This is a genomic window from Streptomyces zhaozhouensis, from assembly GCF_900230195.1.
GTDB lineage: Bacteria > Actinomycetota > Actinomycetes > Streptomycetales > Streptomycetaceae > Streptomyces > Streptomyces zhaozhouensis.
On the sequence record NZ_OCNE01000021.1, the window covers coordinates 58,276 to 74,607 of the forward strand.

Annotated in this window: 14 protein-coding genes; 7 read left to right on the forward strand and 7 right to left on the reverse strand. The window is 74.4% G+C overall.

What is annotated here, in order from left to right; genetic code table 11:
- The first annotated feature begins 107 nt into the window (after positions 1 to 107).
- Complete coding sequence (locus CRP51_RS23840) at positions 108 to 767, forward strand: hypothetical protein (protein WP_097233381.1); 660 nt, start codon at positions 108 to 110, stop codon at positions 765 to 767.
- Here the strand turns inward: CRP51_RS23840 and hutI are convergent.
- The 4 genes from hutI to hutU form a co-directional block, all read right to left on the reverse strand.
- Positions 707 to 1,876: an imidazolonepropionase gene (gene hutI, locus CRP51_RS23845; protein WP_097233382.1), complete on the reverse strand. Its 1,170-nt coding sequence runs from the start codon at positions 1,874 to 1,876 to the stop codon at positions 707 to 709. The genes CRP51_RS23840 and hutI overlap by 61 nt on opposite strands.
- Positions 1,877 to 1,954: 78 nt before the next feature.
- Positions 1,955 to 3,307 carry a formimidoylglutamate deiminase gene (locus CRP51_RS23850; RefSeq protein WP_097233383.1) on the reverse strand — a complete coding sequence of 451 codons (1,353 nt, stop codon included), beginning with the start codon at positions 3,305 to 3,307 and terminating at the stop codon, positions 1,955 to 1,957.
- Positions 3,298 to 4,485, reverse strand: coding sequence for an allantoate amidohydrolase (locus tag CRP51_RS23855; RefSeq protein ID WP_097233428.1), 1,188 nt, complete (start codon positions 4,483 to 4,485; stop codon positions 3,298 to 3,300). Before CRP51_RS23855 ends, CRP51_RS23850 begins: the two co-directional genes overlap by 10 nt.
- Positions 4,486 to 4,541: 56 nt before the next feature.
- Positions 4,542 to 6,359 (reverse strand): urocanate hydratase, encoded by a 1,818-nt coding sequence (gene hutU / locus CRP51_RS23860; RefSeq protein WP_097233384.1) that lies wholly within the window; start codon positions 6,357 to 6,359, stop codon positions 4,542 to 4,544.
- Between the two features lie 173 nt (positions 6,360 to 6,532).
- Here hutU and CRP51_RS23865 point away from each other — a divergent pair, with 173 nt between their 5' ends.
- Positions 6,533 to 7,840, forward strand: coding sequence for a type III PLP-dependent enzyme domain-containing protein (locus tag CRP51_RS23865; protein WP_097233385.1), 1,308 nt, complete (start codon positions 6,533 to 6,535; stop codon positions 7,838 to 7,840).
- 142 nt (positions 7,841 to 7,982) lie between these two features.
- Here the strand turns inward: CRP51_RS23865 and CRP51_RS23870 are convergent, their stop codons facing one another.
- Positions 7,983 to 8,825, reverse strand: a complete 843-nt coding sequence (locus CRP51_RS23870) for a MurR/RpiR family transcriptional regulator (protein ID WP_097233386.1) — start codon at positions 8,823 to 8,825, stop codon at positions 7,983 to 7,985.
- A gap of 107 nt (positions 8,826 to 8,932) precedes the next feature.
- Here CRP51_RS23870 and CRP51_RS23875 point away from each other — a divergent pair, with 107 nt between their 5' ends.
- The gene (locus CRP51_RS23875) at positions 8,933 to 9,376 is read left to right on the forward strand and encodes a hypothetical protein (RefSeq protein WP_097233387.1); all 444 of its coding nucleotides are present in this window, start codon (positions 8,933 to 8,935) and stop codon (positions 9,374 to 9,376) included.
- A gap of 370 nt (positions 9,377 to 9,746) precedes the next feature.
- On the opposite strand, the gene CRP51_RS23880 is transcribed toward CRP51_RS23875, so the two are convergent.
- The gene (locus CRP51_RS23880) at positions 9,747 to 11,141 is read right to left on the reverse strand and encodes a cystathionine beta-synthase (RefSeq protein WP_097233388.1); all 1,395 of its coding nucleotides are present in this window, start codon (positions 11,139 to 11,141) and stop codon (positions 9,747 to 9,749) included.
- Between the two features lie 138 nt (positions 11,142 to 11,279).
- On the opposite strand from CRP51_RS23880, the gene CRP51_RS23885 reads away from it, so the two are divergent.
- The 4 genes from CRP51_RS23885 (at position 11,280) to CRP51_RS23900 (ending at position 15,226) form a co-directional block, all read left to right on the forward strand.
- Positions 11,280 to 12,368, forward strand: coding sequence for an SGNH/GDSL hydrolase family protein (locus tag CRP51_RS23885; protein WP_170970650.1), 1,089 nt, complete (start codon positions 11,280 to 11,282; stop codon positions 12,366 to 12,368).
- 68 nt (positions 12,369 to 12,436) lie between these two features.
- Positions 12,437 to 13,645 carry an acetyl-CoA C-acetyltransferase gene (locus CRP51_RS23890; RefSeq protein WP_097233389.1) on the forward strand — a complete coding sequence of 403 codons (1,209 nt, stop codon included), beginning with the start codon at positions 12,437 to 12,439 and terminating at the stop codon, positions 13,643 to 13,645.
- A 295-nt stretch (positions 13,646 to 13,940) separates the two neighbouring features.
- Positions 13,941 to 14,831, forward strand: a complete 891-nt coding sequence (locus tag CRP51_RS23895; protein ID WP_097233390.1) for a hypothetical protein — start codon at positions 13,941 to 13,943, stop codon at positions 14,829 to 14,831.
- A gap of 38 nt (positions 14,832 to 14,869) precedes the next feature.
- On the forward strand, positions 14,870 to 15,226 hold the full coding sequence (locus tag CRP51_RS23900) for a hypothetical protein (protein WP_141514655.1): 357 nt from the start codon (positions 14,870 to 14,872) through the stop codon (positions 15,224 to 15,226).
- 143 nt (positions 15,227 to 15,369) lie between these two features.
- Here the strand turns inward: CRP51_RS23900 and CRP51_RS23905 are convergent, their stop codons facing one another.
- Positions 15,370 to 16,221: a Bax inhibitor-1/YccA family protein gene (locus CRP51_RS23905; RefSeq protein WP_097233392.1), complete on the reverse strand. Its 852-nt coding sequence runs from the start codon at positions 16,219 to 16,221 to the stop codon at positions 15,370 to 15,372.
- Between the last annotated feature and the right edge of the window lie 111 nt (positions 16,222 to 16,332).

Below are 16,332 nucleotides of genomic sequence, written 5' to 3' on the forward strand. Positions count from 1 at the left end.
GCGCCCGGAGCGCGACTCGCCGGTAACTTCTGTGAAGCTCGTCGGGTCGATCGGGAACGGCCGAGGACCATATGGACAACTGACACAGGATCGACAACGCTCGTACCATGGCCGTCCCCGCGTCTCCACAACCCCCACACGCCGCACATCCGACGCACGTCCCCCCGTCGAGCGCGCCGCCGGAGCCGCCGGGCCTGCTGATCGTCTTCGTCGGACTGGTCACCCTTGTCTTCGGCCTCTCCACCACCACCTGGATATCGCTCCAACTCGACGGCGGCAGCATGGAGTTGACGCTGAACGAGGTGGCGCGGCTGCTTCCCTCGGCCGAGCGCGGCACCGTGTTGGGCGGATTCGCCCACGTGTACCTCCAGTACCTCAGCTGGCCGACGGCGCTCTGCGCGGCGTTCGCCTCCGTGGCCGCCACATGGCCGCGCCCGGTGCGCACGCCCCGGCGCGCGACAGTGCGGTTCGCGACCGGTACCGCGCTGTTCGGCATCGTCGCGACCGCCGCGCTGGCGTGGTCGCTCAACGGACTGGGGGTCGGGGAGGGCTACTGGACCGACTGCCGGGTGCTCGCCGGCCCCTGGGTGACGGGGATCGGGCTGGCGCTGATGCTGCTCGGCGTGCGCCTGGGCAACCGGCGGCACCGGCCGGCGCCCGGGGCCGCGCCCCGGGGAGCGGGCCGGCTCCCGGGCCCCGCGGGGGATCAGTCGACGCGCGCGCCCTCCCGCCAGACGGCGGAGACCAGCGGCACGCCGGGGCGGTAGGCGAGATGCACCGGGTCGGGCGCGTCCAGCAGCGCCAGGTCGGCCCGGCCTCCCGGCACGATCCGGCCGACGTCGGCACGTTCCAGCGCGGCGGCGCCGCCCGCGGTCGCCGACCAGAGGGCCTCGTCGGGCGTCATCCCCATCTCCCGCACGGCGACGGCCAGGCAGAACGGCATCGAACTGGTGAAGGACGAGCCGGGGTTGCAGTCCGTGGCGAGCGCGACCACGACACCGGCGTCCAGCAGCCGGCGCGCGTCGGGGTAGGGCGAGCGGGTGGAGAACTCGCAGCCCGGCAGCAGCGTCGCGACGGTCGGGCCGTCGGCGAGCGCCGCCACGTCCGCGTCGGTCAGATGGGTGCAGTGGTCGGCTGAGGCGGCGCCCAGTTCCACGGCGAGCGCGACGCCGGGGCCGGGGCCCAGCTGGTTGGCGTGGACCCGGGGCCGCAGCCCCCTGGCACGACCGGCGAGCAGCACCGCGCGCGCCTGGTCGGCACCGAACGCGCCGCGCTCGCAGAACACGTCGACCCAACGGGCGTGCGGCGCGCAGGCGTCCAGCATCGGCCCGGTCACCAGGTCGACATAGCCGGCGGGGTCGTCGCGGTACTCGGGGGCGACGATGTGGGCGCCGAGAAAGGTGACCTCGTCGAGCTGTTCCGCGGCGATCCGCAGCGCCCTCGCCTCGTCGCGGACGGTGAGGCCGTAGCCGGACTTGGTCTCGACCGTGGTGGTGCCCTGCCGCGCCATCTCCCGGCGGAAGTGGGCGAGCCGGGCGGCCAGTTCGTCGTCGGGGGCGGCACGGGTGGCGGCCACGGTGGTGGCGATGCCGCCCGCCTCGTAGGGCTCGCCCGACATCCGGGCGTGGAACTCGGCGGTGCGGTCCCCGGCGAAGAGCAGGTGCGCGTGGGAGTCGACGAAGCCCGGGATCACGCTTCGACCGGCCGCGTCGATGTGACTGTCAGTGGCGGGTGCTCTACTGGACGCACCGATCCAGACGACGCGGTCGTCCTCGATCACGAGGGCCGCGTCCTGGAGTCGGCCGAGGGGTCCGGTGCCGAGGGAGGGATCGTTGGTGACCAGGGTGTTGATGTGGGTGAGGACGGTGCTGGGCATCGGGGGCGGCTCCCGGTGGGCTGGGGCGGCGGTGGACGGGCGGTGCTGCGGGGACCGGCGCGCGCTGCGCGGGGCCCGTCAGCGTCGGGCGCCCAGCGCCTCGACGGCACGGCGCAGCGCGCGGGGCGGGTCGGGGACGAGCTGGTGGTTGCCGTGGCGGACGATGTGCCGGCCGCCCACCACGGTGTGCCGCACGTCGGCGCCCGTGGCGGCGAAGATCACCGCCTCGGCGGCGAGCCGGGGCGGCGGCCCCGCCGTCCGCACCGTGTCCAGGGAGACGGTGGTGAAGTCGGCGAGCGCACCGACCTCCAGCCGGCCCGCCTCCGGCCAGCCGAGCGCGGCATGGCCGTTCTCGGTGGCGGTGCGCAGCAGCTGGTCGGCGGTGAAGTGGCCCCTGGCCCGGGTGCGGACCCGCTCTCCCAGCTCGACGGCCCTGGCCTCCTCGAAGAGGTCGATGACCGCGTGGCTGTCGCTGCCCAGGCTCAACGGGCAGCCGGAGTCCCGCAGTCGCACGGCGGGGCCGATCCCGTCGGCGAGGTCGCGTTCTGTGGTGGGGCACAGGCAGGCGCCGGTGCCGGCCCCGCCGAGGAGGGCGAGATCGCCCGGCTCAAGATGGGTCGCGTGCACGGCGGTGGTGGCCCTGGTCAGCACCCCGTGATCCGCGAGCAGCCGGGTGGGAGTGGCGCCGTGGGCGGCCAGACACTCCTCGTTCTCTCTCGGCTGCTCGGAGAGGTGGACATGGAGCGGCGCCCCACGGCGGCCCGCCCAGTCGGCCACCGTGGTCAGCGCCTCGGCCGGCACGGCCCGCACGGAGTGGATCGCGGCGCCGATCCGGGCGGTGTCGGTGGCGCGCAGGGCGTCGGCGCGCTCCGCCCAGGCGTCGGCTGTCCCGTCGGAGAAGCGGCGCTGGGGACGGTCGGGCGGCCGGCCGAAGCCGGAGGACAGATAGCAGGTGTCGAGGAGGGTGATGCGGATACCGGCCTCGCCGGCGGCGGCGACGAGTGCCTCGGCCATCGCGTTGGGGTCGTCGTAGGCCGTGCCGTCCGGCTGGTGGTGCACATAGTGGAACTCGCCGACGCAGGTGACGCCGGCCAGCGCCATCTCGGCGTAGACCGCGCGGGCCAGCGCGAAGTAGCCGTCCGGGTCGAGCAGGGAGGAGAGTTCGTACATGGCGTTGCGCCAGGTCCAGAAGGTGCCGCCGCCGACCTGGGCGGTGGAGCGCAGCGCCCGGTGGAAGGCGTGGCTGTGGGCGTTGGCCAGCCCGGGGACGGTGACGCCCCGCAGCGAGACGGCGCCGACGGGCGGCGCGTCGACGCCGGGGCGCACCTCGGTGATGGAGCCGTCGAGAGCGGTGGCGATCACCACGCCCGGCTCGACGGTCCCGTTGAGCCAGGCGTGTTCGGCCCAGTACGTCTGGGCGGTCAGCGACATACCAGCCCCTCCAGTACCTCGGCGAGTGCGGCGACCCCGGCCAGGCAGTCGCGCGGGTCGGCGTGTTCGGCGGGGGCGTGGGAGACCCCCGTGGGGTTGCGGACGTAGAGCATCGCCGTGGGCAGGACGGCGGAGAGCACCCCCGCGTCGTGGCCGGCGCCGGTGGGCAGCACGGGCGCGTCGTCCAGCAGGGCGGCCATGCGGTCGCGCAGGGCGGGGGTGAACCACTGTGCGGCCGTGTGGGATTCGCGGACCACGGAGAGTTCGACGCCGTCCCTGGCGGCACGCTCCCGGGCGCCGTCCTCGACGGCGGAGACCAGCCGGTCCAGGGTCTCCCCGTCCGGCGCCCTGGCGTCGAGCCAGCCGGTGACCCGGCCGGGGACGGCGTTGACGCCGCCCGGTTCGACGGTGACCTTGCCGAAGGTGGCGAGCGCCTCCGCGAGCCTGGCCCGCTTGCGGGCCGCGAGCACGGTGTGGGCGAAGGTCAGCATCGGGTCCTTGCGGTCCTTCAGCCGGGTGGTGCCGGCGTGGTTGGCCTCCCCGGTGAAGTCGAAGCGCCAGCGGCCGTGCGGCCAGATCAGCGAGCCGACACCCACCGGCCGCCCCAGGTCGGCGAGGGCGCGCCCCTGTTCGACATGGAGCTCGACGAAGACCCCGACGCGGCCCAGCCGTTCGGGATCGGGCCCGATCCCCTCCGGGTCGTGGCCGGCCCGCCGCATGGCGTCGGCGAGGGTGACGCCCTCGGCGTCGGTCAGCGCCCTGGCGCGCTCCGGTTCCAACGCGCCCACCGCCAGCCGGGAGCCGACGCAGGCCACTCCGAAGCGGGCACCCTCCTCGTCGGAGAAGGCGACCACCCCCAGCGGGCGGCTTCCCGTGCGCCCCCTGGCCCGCAGCTCGTCCAGCGCGGCGAAGGCCGAGACCACACCGAGCGGCCCGTCGAACGCGCCGCCGTCCGGTACCGAGTCCAGATGGGAACCGGTGACGACGGCGTCGCCCGCCGCCGGGTCGCCCAGCCAGGCCCACTGGTTGCCGTTGCGGTCCACCTCGTAGGTCAGCCCCCGGCCGAGGGCCTGCGCGCGGAACCACGCGCGCAGCTCCAGGTCGACCGGTGTCCAGGCGTGCCGGCGGTAGCCGCCGGTGCGCGGGTCGCGCCCCACCGGGGCCAACTGCTCCCACATGGCGGCGAACGGCGCGGCGCCGCCGCCCGGTTCGACCGCCGGCGCCACCGTCTCGCTCACCGCCCGTCCCCCGCTCCGGCGGCCCCGTCCGTCGCGCCGGCCCCGCCGGCTTCGCCCCGCGCGCCCGTCTCGCCGGTCCCGTTCATCTCGCCGGTCCCGTTCATCTCGTCCATCGGCACCCGCACGCCGTCCCGGCGGGCCACCTCGGTGGCGCGTTCGTAGCCGGCGTCCACGTGCCGGATCACGCCCATCCCCGGGTCGTTGGTCAGCACCCGCAGCAGCTTGCGCCCCGCCAGCTCGGTGCCGTCCGCCACCGTGACCTGCCCCGCGTGCAGCGAACGCCCCATCCCCACGCCGCCGCCGTGGTGCAGCGAGACCCACGACGCGCCGGACGCCACGTTGACCATGGCGTTGAGCAGCGGCCAGTCCGCGATCGCGTCCGAGCCGTCGCGCATCCCCTCCGTCTCCCGGTAGGGCGAGGCGACCGAGCCGCAGTCCAGGTGGTCCCGGCCGATCACGACCGGGGCGGCCAGCTCGCCGGAGGCCACCATGTCGTTGAACCGTTCGCCGGCCAGCGCCCGTTCGCCGTGGCCCAGCCAGCAGATGCGCGCCGGCAGGCCCTGGAAGCGGACGCGTTCCCCGGCCAGCCGCAGCCAGCGGCTCAGCGACTCGTTCTCCGGGAAGAGGTCGAGCACCGCCCGGTCGGTCGCGGCGATGTCCCTCGGGTCCCCGCTGAGCGCCGCCCAGCGGAACGGGCCCCGCCCCTCGCAGAAGAGCGGTCTGATGTACGCGGGCACAAAGCCCGGGAAGTCGAACGCGCGATCGTAGCCGGCCAGTTGGGCCTCGCCACGGATCGAGTTGCCGTAGTCGAAGACCTCGGCGCCCGCGTCCTGGAAGCCGACCATCGCCTCCACGTGCCGCGCCATCGACTCCCTGGCGCGCTCGGTGTACCCGGCCGGGTCGCGGGCCGCGTAGTCGGCCATCTCGTCCAGCTCCACGCCGAGCGGCAGATAGCTCAGCGGGTCGTGGGCGCTGGTCTGGTCGGTCACGATGTCGACCGGCGCGCCCATCGCCAGCAGCCGGGGCACCACGTCGGCGGCGTTGCCCAGCAGCCCGACCGACAGCGGGCGGCGCTCCGCCCGCGCCCGTTCCGTCAGGGCCAGCGCCTCGTCGAGGCTGCCGGCCTGGACGTCGAGGAAGCCGTGCTCGATCCGCCGCACCAGGGCGCGCGGGTCGCAGTCGACGCACAGCGCGACCCCGTCGTTCATGGTGACGGCCAACGGCTGGGCGCCGCCCATGCCGCCGAGCCCGGCCGTCAGGGTGAGCGTGCCGGCGAGACTGCCGCCGAACCGCTTGGCGGCGACGGCCGCGAAGGTCTCGTAGGTTCCCTGGAGGATGCCCTGGGTGCCGATGTAGATCCAGGAGCCGGCGGTCATCTGGCCGTACATGGTCAGGCCGAGCGCCTCCAGCCGGCGGAACTCCTCCCAGTTCGCCCAGTCCCCGACCAGGTTGGAGTTGGCGATCAGCACCCGGGGCGCCCATTCGTGGGTGGTCATCACGCCGACCGGCCGGCCGGACTGGACCAGCAGCGTCTCGTCGTCGGCCAGGGTGGTCAGGGTGGCGGCGATCGCGTCGAAGGAACGCCAGTCCCTGGCCGCCCGGCCCGTCCCGCCGTAGACCACCAGGCGGTCGGGGTGCTCGGCCACCTCGGGGTCGAGGTTGTTGTGGAGCATCCGCAGCGCGGCCTCCTGCGGCCAGCCCCTGGCGGTGCGGGTGGCGCCGGTGGCGGCGCGCACCGGGCGTGGCCCGTGGGGCGCGCCCGGCCCCGACGGCGGTGACGTGGGCGAGTGGGACGGTCCTGCCGGTCCTGCCATGGCGCCTGCCTCCCCGATGTGGGCGAAATATTCAGTCACTCTAGACGCTGAATACTTTTTCTCAACAGTGCTCCTTTTCTCCCCGGGAACCGCCCCGGCCCCGCACGGATCTCCCCGAGCCTTCCCGGAGACCGGCACCGCACGCGGGGCCCCGGCCGTGTTTGGCTGGACGCATGGTGCTCCCGACCCGACGCGACCAGGCCGTGCGCGCGCTGCTCACCCATGGCCTCCTCACCGACGACCAGCCGCTGGCCGCCCTGCTCGACCTGCGGGGCGTCCAGGAAGCGGCCTCCGCTCTCCATGCTGCCTTCGACGCGGTCACCGCGCCCGGCCAGCCGGTCCTGCACACGTTCGCGGTGAAGGCCGCCACGCTGGTGCCGGTGCTGCGGCTGCTGGACGGGTTCGGCATCGGCAGCGAGGTCGCCAGCCCCGGGGAGCTGGCGCTCGCCGAGGCGGCCGGGCTCGCACCCGAGCGGATCGTGCTGGACTCCCCCGCCAAGACCGGCGCCGAGCTGCGCCGCGCCCTCACGCTCGGCATCGCCTGCAACGCCGACAACCCCCAGGAACTGGCCCGGCTCGACACCCTCCTCCCCGACCACCCCGGGCACGGCCCGATCGGACTGCGCGTCAACCCCCAGCTGGGTGGCGGCACCATCGACGCGATGAGCACCGCGACCGCGACCAGCAAGTTCGGGGTCGCGCTGCGCGACCCGGGGGCGCGCGACTGGGTGGTGCGCGCCTTCCTGGACCGCCCCTGGCTGACGCGGCTGCACTGCCACGTCGGCTCCCAGGGGATCGCGCTGGACCGGATGGCGGAGGGCGTGCGGGAGACCTACGAGCTGGCCGAGGAGATCAACGCGACGGCCGGCCGGCGGCAGGTGGTGACCCTGGACATCGGCGGCGGACTGCCGGTGAACTTCGCCTCCGACGAGGTCACCCCCAGCTTCGCCGCGTACGCGCGGCTGCTCGCCGAGACCGTGCCCGGCCTCTTCGACGGGCGGTACGGCCTGGTCACCGAGTTCGGCAGGGCCCTGCTGGCGAAGGCGGGAACGGTGGTGGCCCGCGTCGAGTACACCAAGGAGTCCGGCGGCCGGCCGATCGCCGTCACCCACGCCGGCGCCCAGGTCGCGACCAGGACCGTCTTCGCCCCGGCGTCCTGGCCACTGCGGGTCGCGGCCTACGACCGGACCGGCGAGCCCAGCACGGAGCCCCCGGTCAACCAGGACGTCGCCGGCCCCTGCTGCTTCGCGGGCGACCTGGTGGCGATCGACCGGCCGCTGCCCAGGCTCCGCCCCGACGACCTGGTGGCACTGCTCGACACCGGCGCCTACTACTTCTCCACGCCCTTCGGCTACAACGCGCTGCCCCGCCCCGCCGTCTACGGCTACTCGGTCGACGGCCGCGGCCCGGCCGTGCTCACGCCGCTGCGGCGGGCGCAGACCCTCGCCGAACTGGTCGAGGAGGCGGGCGGCTCCCTGTGACGGGCCGCCGCGCCGGGCCGCGCGCGAGCTCCGCCTCGCGCCGGTGACGGCCCCGGGGGCGTGGGGCGCCGCGCGGCGCCCCACGCCCCCGGGGCCGCCGGTGGGTGGTCCGGGGGCGGGCCGCGCCGGGCCCCCGGAGCCCTCAGTCGAGGAAGACGCCCCGCTCGGCGGCCCGTTCGTCGAAACGTTCCAGCCGTGCCTGGGCGTCGGGCAGCGCGTCGCACATCGCCTCCAGCAGCGCGCGCCCCAGCAGCAGCGGGGCGCACGCCGTGTCGAACGACAGCGCCGTGCTCACCGGGGCGACGAAGAGCTGGTCACCGGGCTCGGCGACCGGCGTCAGCGGGCTGTCGGCCACCGTGACCACGGACAGCCCCAACCCCCTGGCCACCGCCAGCGCCGCCGGCAACTCCCGCGGGTAGCGCGGCAGCGCGAAGCACAACAGGGCGCGCGCGCCCGCGTCCGCGGCCTGCTCGATGCGGTCGGCCAGATGGGAGCCGCCCTCGTCCAGCGGCCGCACGTCCGGATGCACCTTGGCCGCGAAGTACGCGAACCCCCGCGCCTCGGCCGCCGCCGCCCGCAGCCCCAGCACCGGCAGCGGCCGGGAGGCGGCCAGCAGCCGCCCGGCCCGCTCCAGCCGCTCCGGGTCGCCCAGCTCGGCCGCCAGCGCGCGCAACCGCGCGGCCTCGGCCAGCACGGCCTGCTGGTAGACGTTCGGCTCGCCGTCACCGCCCGCCGGCGCGCGCTCCCCCGCGCGCAGCGCCTCGCGCAGCCGCCGGCGCAGCCCCGGGTAGCCGTCGAAGCCCAGCGCCACGGCGAACCTGGTCACCGAGGGCTGGCTCACCCCCGCCGACTCCGCCAGCTCCACGCTGGACAGAAACGGCGCCTCCTCGGCCCGCCTGACCAGCACCTGCGCGATCCGCCGCTGGGTCGGGGTCAGCCGCTGCCCGTCGAACAGCCCAGCCAAGCGCGCGCTCGCCTCGTTCATCCGCGTCAGTTTAGGCAGCAGCGGGGCGCCGGGCTCCGGTAACCCCGAGGGCATTGGGGGGCTAGCCCCCGTGCCGCTCGCGTGGCGCGAGTCATACCGTAAGCGGCATGAAGAGTGGCCGCGATCCTGAGCTGACCCGAGACACCGACCTGAAACGGGATCTCGAAGCCGCCGTGCAGACCCGCAAGGAGCTGGGCGAGGGGTACGAGTCCGAACTGATCGACTCTTTCCTGGAGAAGGTGGAACAACGCATCGAGACGACCGTGGACAAGCGCGTGCGGCGCCAGGTCGCCGAGCAGCAGATGGTGATCGCCCGGGGCGGCGGCAGGTCCTCCTCGGGCATCGACGCGCAGGGCCCCGGGGTGGCGTTCGGCCTGGCGGCGCTCTCCCTGGTGCTGGCGATCCCGCTGTCCGCGATCGCCGCCGTGCAGACCGGCCTGGCCGGCCTGATGGTCTGCTGGGCCGGCGTCGTCGGCGTCAACGCGTGCTTCCTGGGCCACACCAGGCTGCGCGGCGGCGGCAAGGGCGAGAAGGGCTCCGACTGGGACTGAGCCCCGGGGCCGCGACGGCGTCCGGCCGGGAGCCGGGCAGCGGAGACCCGGCGCCGGGGACCGGGAAGGGTGTGGCGGGGACCGCCGCACCCCGGCGCGAGGCCAGGGGCGGGACGACGGCGGTCCCCGCGGGGACACGGGCCGGGTCGTGGCCTCGTGTCCGGGCGACCAGGGAGGTCCGGGAGCCGCTCCGGAGGTCCTTGGTGCCGACATCCAGAACTCTGCCGGAGCGGTGTTAACGACGCGTTGCCCAGCCGTGACACTTCGGGATCGCTTGGGAACCCCCACATGACCACCGGACATCCGCCCGGGTCGGGGACGTCCCGACGCCCGTCCGGCCGCCGGGAACGCCCCCCGGGGCGCCCGTCGCTCAGGGGCCGGTCGGCCGGTCCCCCGCCAGGAACGCCAGCAGGTCCTGCCGGCTCACCACCCCCGTCGGCTTCCCCTCGACCAGCACGACGGCCGCGTCCGCGCCGTGCAGCGTGGCCATCAGGTCGGCGATCGGCTCGCCCGAGCCGACGTGCGGCAGCGGCGCGCTCATGTGCGACTCCAGCGGGTCGCCCAGCGCCGCGCGCTGCGTGAACAGGGCGTCCAGCAGCTCCCGTTCGACCACCGAGCCGACGATCTCGGCGGCCATCACGTCGGGGTGGCCCGCGCCCGGCTTGACCACGGGCATCTGCGAGACGCCGTACTCGCGCAGCACCTCGATCGCCTCCCCGACGGTCTCCTCGGGGTGCATGTGGACCAGCGACGGCAGCCCGCCGTCCTTGGCGCGCAGCACGTCACCGACGCGGGTGGCCGGCTCGCCGCCCTCCAGGAAGCCGTAGTCGGCCATCCACTCGTCGTTGAAGATCTTGCTGAGATAGCCCCGCCCGCCGTCCGGCAGCAGCACGACCACCACGTCGTCCGGGCCCAGCCGGCGGGCGACCTCCAGCGCGCCGACGACCGCCATCCCGCAGGAGCCGCCGACCAACAGGCCCTCCTCCCGGGCGAGTCGGCGGGTCATCTGGAAGGAGTCCTTGTCCGAGACGGCCACGATCTCGTCGGCCACCTCCCGGTCGTAGGCCGTCGGCCAGAAGTCCTCGCCGACGCCCTCCACCAGGTAGGGCCGCCCGGAACCGCCCGAGTAGACCGAGCCCTCGGGGTCCGCGCCGACCACCCGCACCCGGCCGTCGCTGACCTCCTTCAGATAGCGCCCGGTCCCCGAGATGGTGCCGCCGGTCCCGACGCCGGCCACGAAGTGCGTGATCCGCCCCTCGGTCTGCTTCCACAGCTCGGGCCCCGTGGTCTCGTAGTGCGAACGGGGGTTGTCCGGGTTGCTGTACTGGTCCGGCTTCCACGCGCCGGGGGTCTCGCGCACCAGCCGGTCGGAGACGTTGTAGTACGAGTCGGGGTGCTCGGGGTCGACGGCCGTGGGGCAGACCACGACCTCGGCGCCGTAGGCCCGCAACACGTTGATCTTGTCCGTGGAGACCTTGTCGGGGCAGACGAAGACGCAGCGGTAGCCCTTCTGTTGGGCCACGATCGCGAGGCCGACGCCGGTGTTCCCCGAGGTCGGCTCGACGATCACCCCGCCGGGCCGCAGCGCGCCCGAGCGCTCGGCGGCCTCGATCATCCGCACGGCGATCCGGTCCTTCACCGACCCGCCGGGGTTGAAGTACTCGACCTTGGCGAGGACGGTGGCCTCGATTCCCTCGGTCACTCGATTCAGTCTGACCAACGGGGTGTTGCCGACCAGTTCGATCATCGACTCGTGATACTGCACGTGGGTCTCCGCGTTTCAGGGGCGGGTTCTTCCGCTGTGAACGGCCGTGAACGGCGATGGAGAGCACCCTATTGCGTTGCGCGGCGGGCCGCGTTGGGCACCACAGAGGTAACGGGGCGGTCGACGAGGGAGTGGTGGATGTCCAGGGCGCGGGTGGCACGGAGAATCGCGACGGCGGCGGCGTTCGGGGGCGGGGGGATCAGCCTGCTGGGGGGCGCGACCCTGGGACTGCTGCTCACCGAGGCCCGCTACGCCAGGCGGCAGGTGCTGGACAGCGCTTCCGACGACGAGCCGCCGGTGGCGGACGGGGTCTACGGCACGGCGTTCGCCGCCGCCTCCGGCGTTCCCTGGCGACTGGCCGTGCTCGGCGACTCGACGGCCGCCGGGCTCGGCGTCGACCGGGCGCGGCAGACCCCGGGCGCGCTGCTCGCCTCGGGACTGGCCGCGGTCTCCGAACGGCCCGTCGAGCTGCACAGCGTCGCCCTCTCCGGCGCGAAGTCCCTCGACCTGGAACGGCAGGTCTCGCTGCTGCTGACCGAGCCGGGCCGGGCGCCGGTCCCCGACGTGTGCGTGATCATGATCGGTGCCAACGACGTCACGGGCCGGGTCTCGCCGGCCGAGTCGGTGCGCCACCTGTCCGAGGCTGTCTCCCGGCTGCGCACCGCGGGCTGCCAGGTCGTCGTCGGGACCTGCCCCGACCTGGGCTCGGTGGAGCCGGTGGGGCAGCCGCTGCGCTGGGTGGCGCGGCGGCTGTGCCGGCAGTTGGCGGCGGCGCAGACCATCGCCGTGGTGGAGCTGGGCGGGCGGACGGTCTCGCTCGGCACGCTGCTGGGGCCCGAGTTCGCCGCCCACCCGGGCGAGTTGTTCGGCCCGGACCGCTACCACCCCTCGGCCGCGGGCTACGCGACGGCGGCGATGGCCGTGCTGCCCACGCTCTGCGCCGCGCTCGGCGTCTGGCCCGAGGAGCGGCGCCCCGGGGTGCCGCGCGGGGAACGGCTGCTGCCGGTGGACCGGGCGGCGGCGCGCGCGGTGCTCGAAGGGGGCACGGAGGTCAGCTCGGCGGAGCGCGGCAGCCGTCGTGCGCCTTGGGCGCTCCTCAAGCGCCGGCGCAGGCGTCCGTTGCCCGGCGAGGCGACGGAGCCCGTGGGCCGGCGGGAGGAGGACGACGAGGCGGCGGAGGGGCGCCCCGAGGGGCGCCCGGGACGGTCGAGCGAGCCCGTGACATAGCCACTACCTGCCGGTAACTTCGTTCGAGTGGGCCGCGCCGGCCCCCGTATCCGACCCCGGAGGAAGCCGTGCCCGAAGCAGTGATCGTCTCAGCCGCCCGCTCGCCGATCGGACGGGCGGGCAAGGGGTCGCTGAGGGAGATGCGCCCCGACGACCTGACCGCCACGATCGTGCGCGCCGCGCTCGACCAGGTGCCCCAGCTCGACCCGACCGAGATCGACGACCTGCTGCTCGGCTGCGGCATCCCGTCGGGCGCCCAGGGCAGCAACCTGGGCCGGGTCGTCGCCGTCCAGCTCGGCATGGACCACCTGCCGGCGGCCACCATCACCCGTTACTGCTCCTCCTCGCTCCAGACCACGCGGATGGCGATGCACGCGATCAGGGCGGGCGAGGGCGACGTCTTCGTCTCGGCCGGCGTCGAGATGATCTCGTCGAACCCGAGGGAGGGCGCCGAGACGCACAACCCGCTCTTCGCCGACGCCGAGGCCAGGACCGCCGAGCGCGCCGAGCACGGCGCGGAGGGCTGGCACGACCCGCGCGAGGACGGCCTGCTGCCCGACGTCTACATGGCGATGGGCCAGACCGCGGAGAACCTGGCCCGACTGAAGGGGGTCACCCGGCGGGAGATGGACGAGTTCGGGGTGCGCTCCCAGCAGCGGGCCGAGCGCGCCATCGCCGACGGCTTCTGGCAGCGCGAGATCACCCCGGTCACCACTCCCGACGGCACGGTGGTCGCCGCCGACGACGGCCCCCGCCCCGGGGTGACCATGGAGGGGGTCTCCGGCCTCAAGCCGGTCTTCCGCCCCGACGGCCGGATCACGGCGGGGAACTGCTGCCCGTTGAACGACGGCGCCGCCGCCCTGGTGGTGATGTCGGACACCCGCGCCCGGGAGTTGGGCATCACCCCGCTCGCCCGGGTGGTCTCCACCGGCCTCTCCGCGCTCTCCCCCGAGATCATGGGCCTGGGTCCCGTCGAGGCGTCCCGGCGCGCGCTGGACCGGGCGGGGCTGACGATCGGCGACATCGACCTGGTGGAGATCAACGAGGCGTTCGCCGCCCAGGTGATCCCCTCCTACCGCGACCTGGGCATCGACCTGGACCGGTTGAACGTCAACGGCGGCGCGATCGCCGTGGGCCACCCCTTCGGGATGACGGGCGCCCGGATCACCACCACGTTGATCAACTCGCTGCGCTGGCACGACAAGCAGTTCGGACTGGAGACCATGTGCGTGGGCGGCGGTCAGGGCATGGCGATGGTGCTGGAGCGGCTCAGCTGAGAACGCGGCCCGGCGCGCGCCCTCTTGGGGCCCCTGTGCTTTCGGTCACACCCGAAAGAGGGGCGCGCGCCGGCGGGCGGCCCCGGGCCGTCGGTATATCCGGGCGATACCGAAGCGGCCCCGGGATGTGATCCATGCCGTATCGACTCGACGAAGACGCAGGTCAGCGACCACAGGGGGGCGCGTAAAGGACCAAAGACCTGTCCAGTTCATGACGTTTTGCACTGCACGCCGTGTCCGCGCCCCGGAAACCTGAGATAAGAAGTCAGGGACCGACAGCACTGGGAGCGAGTCCGTGAGCGCCATATCCGTCATCCTGCTGGTGAGCGCAGCCACCGCCGTCGCGCTGGGCGGCCTGTCCCTCTACACCGTGCGTGCCCTGCGCGGCGACGTGGCGGCCCTCCGCGCCGAGTTGGCCTCCGAGGCCGCCCGGGTGCCGCAGGCGCGGTCCGAGGTCTCCCCGGACGAGGTCAGGCACGCCGTCGCCGCCGCCCTCTCCGAGGAGCGCGAGCGCGAGCTGGCGGAGGCCAGGGCGTACTGGGCCGAGCAGGACGCCAGGGACGAGGACGACCCGGGCGCGCTGCTGGCGGGCCGGGGGTTGAGCTATGTGGCGGCCGACGACAACGAGGAGCTGCTGGACGCACTGCTGGAGCGCTATCTGCTGAGCGACTCCGCGCTGCCGCCCGGTGTCCGCGACGGCTCGCTCTTCGTGCCCCGGCAGGCCGACGAGGGCGTCGAGGACTCCGCGGAGGGGACGGAGTCCGGGGAGTCGGCCGAGCTGGCCGCCGCCCGGCGCCGGCACCCCTCGCACCCGGGGTTCACCCTCTCCGGCGAGCCGGTGGACCGCGCGGACGCGGCGGCCTGCGGCCGTTCCCGCGACCCGTGGGCCACCGCCGACCGGCTCTCGGAACTGGCGGCCGCGCGCGTGCCGTTGGCCGACGTCCGACCGGGGCCGATGGGCACCCTGGACGTCTTTCTCTTCGCCGACGGCACCACGCTCTGCCTCACGCCCAGCCACCAGGAGGCCGCCGAGCGGCTGGCCTCCGCGCTGCGCGACGGCGACCCGCCGGTGCTGATGGGCGGCTCCGCCGTCTCCGGCGCCTACGCGCTGACCTTCTCCTGCGGCGACGAGGAAAACGTCTACCTGCTGGCCGACCGGGTGGTGGCCTCCTCCAGCCCCGAGTAGGCACCGGCGGCCGGCGGCCGGCGCCGTACGATGCCCCGGTGGCACGTGCGGCACGGGAGGCGGACGGAATGACCGTGGAGACGGCGGAGTTGTCCGCCGCGCTGGAGCGCGCGGCGGACCGCCTGCGGCGGCTGCCGGAGAGCCGGCTGCGGCGCGGCGCGGCCGACCGGGGCCGCGCGCTCGCCGACGAGCTGACCCGCAGGGCGCAGCTGCTGGAGGAGCCCCACGCGGGTGGCACCCGGCGGGTGCCCGACGCGGGGCTCTGGGCCGTGGGCGACCAGATCGCGGTGACCGGCGACGACCTGGCCCGAGCCATCGCCCGCGTCGAGGACCGCGACCGCGCGCGGCGGGAGCTGGCCGAGGCCCTGCGGCTGGTCGACGGGTTCACCGGCTGAACGTCCGAGGGACGCCGGGGCCGCCGGACGACAGCGGACGACGGACGACGACAACGGACGGGGCCCCGACGAGCGAACTCGTCGGGGCCCCGTCCTGGGCCGAGTGCGACGGCGCTTGGGCGGCGCCGGCGCGGTCAGCGCGGTCAGTCGCCCTGAAGGATGGCGATCAGCCGCAGAAACTCCAGGTAGATCCAGACCAGGGTCAGGGTCAGGCCGAACGCGGCCAGCCAGGACTCCTTCTCCGGGGCGCCGTAGGCGATGCCGTCCTCGACCATCTTGAAGTCCAGGGCGAGGAAGCAGGCACCGAGGATGATGCCGACCACGCCGAAGACGACACCGAGCGCACCGTCCCGCAGGCCCAGGCCGTTACCGCCGCCGACCATGAGGACGACGAGGTTGACCATGGACAGCAGGATGAAGCCGAGGGCCGCCGCGAGGACGAACTTGGTGAAGCGGGCGTTGACCCGGATGATGCGCTGCTTGTACATGAACAGCACACCGGCGAAGACCGCCATCGTGCCGATGACCGCCTGCATGGCGGCGCCCGGCACCTGCTGGTTGATCGCGTTGCTGATGGCGCCGAGGAAGAGGCCCTCGGTGACCGCGTAGGCCAGGATCAGCGTCGGCGACGGCTCGCGCTTGAAGGACTGCCACAGGCCGAGGCCCATGGCGACCAGCGCGAAGACGATGCCGGCCGCCAGCGGCAGGTCGGCGACCCAGGAGACGGCCGCGGCGGCGACCACGGCACCCAGGGTGATCGCGGTGCGCGAGACGACACTGTCGATCGTCATCACGTTGGGGCGGGTGGGCGCGTATCCGCCGTCGGGGCCCACCTGCGGCTGCGCATACGGGTTACCCGGCTGCGGCGCGTAGGGGTTGGCAGGGCTTCCCGCGTACGGATTCCCGGTCTGCGGCTGCGGTCCGGCGTTGAAGCCGGCGTAGCCGCCGTCCCGACTGAACCCCCGACGCGTGAAGACCGGGTTGCTGCTCCTCATCTCACTCCTCCATGGCCGCACGGCGCGGCCTTGCCTACCAGAGTAATGCGTTAGCAAAGTCCGCACGGTAGGTGCATCCATGGAAACTACTGGAAGAGGCGTCTTGTTCCC

Bases quoted from the DNA above. Each gene is read 5' to 3' on its own strand.
- CRP51_RS23840 (WP_097233381.1), top strand. From the start codon at position 108: ATGGCCGTCCCCGCGTCTCCACAACCCCCACACGCCGCACATCCGACG.
- hutI (WP_097233382.1), bottom strand. From the start codon at position 1,876: ATGCCCAGCACCGTCCTCACCCACATCAACACCCTGGTCACCAACGAT.
- CRP51_RS23850 (WP_097233383.1), bottom strand. From the start codon at position 3,307: ATGTCGCTGACCGCCCAGACGTACTGGGCCGAACACGCCTGGCTCAAC.
- CRP51_RS23855 (WP_097233428.1), bottom strand. From the start codon at position 4,485: ATGTGGGAGCAGTTGGCCCCGGTGGGGCGCGACCCGCGCACCGGCGGC.
- hutU (WP_097233384.1), bottom strand. From the start codon at position 6,359: ATGGCAGGACCGGCAGGACCGTCCCACTCGCCCACGTCACCGCCGTCG.
- CRP51_RS23865 (WP_097233385.1), top strand. From the start codon at position 6,533: ATGGTGCTCCCGACCCGACGCGACCAGGCCGTGCGCGCGCTGCTCACC.
- CRP51_RS23870 (WP_097233386.1), bottom strand. From the start codon at position 8,825: ATGAACGAGGCGAGCGCGCGCTTGGCTGGGCTGTTCGACGGGCAGCGG.
- CRP51_RS23875 (WP_097233387.1), top strand. From the start codon at position 8,933: ATGAAGAGTGGCCGCGATCCTGAGCTGACCCGAGACACCGACCTGAAA.
- CRP51_RS23885 (WP_170970650.1), top strand. From the start codon at position 11,280: ATGTCCAGGGCGCGGGTGGCACGGAGAATCGCGACGGCGGCGGCGTTC.
- CRP51_RS23905 (WP_097233392.1), bottom strand. From the start codon at position 16,221: ATGAGGAGCAGCAACCCGGTCTTCACGCGTCGGGGGTTCAGTCGGGAC.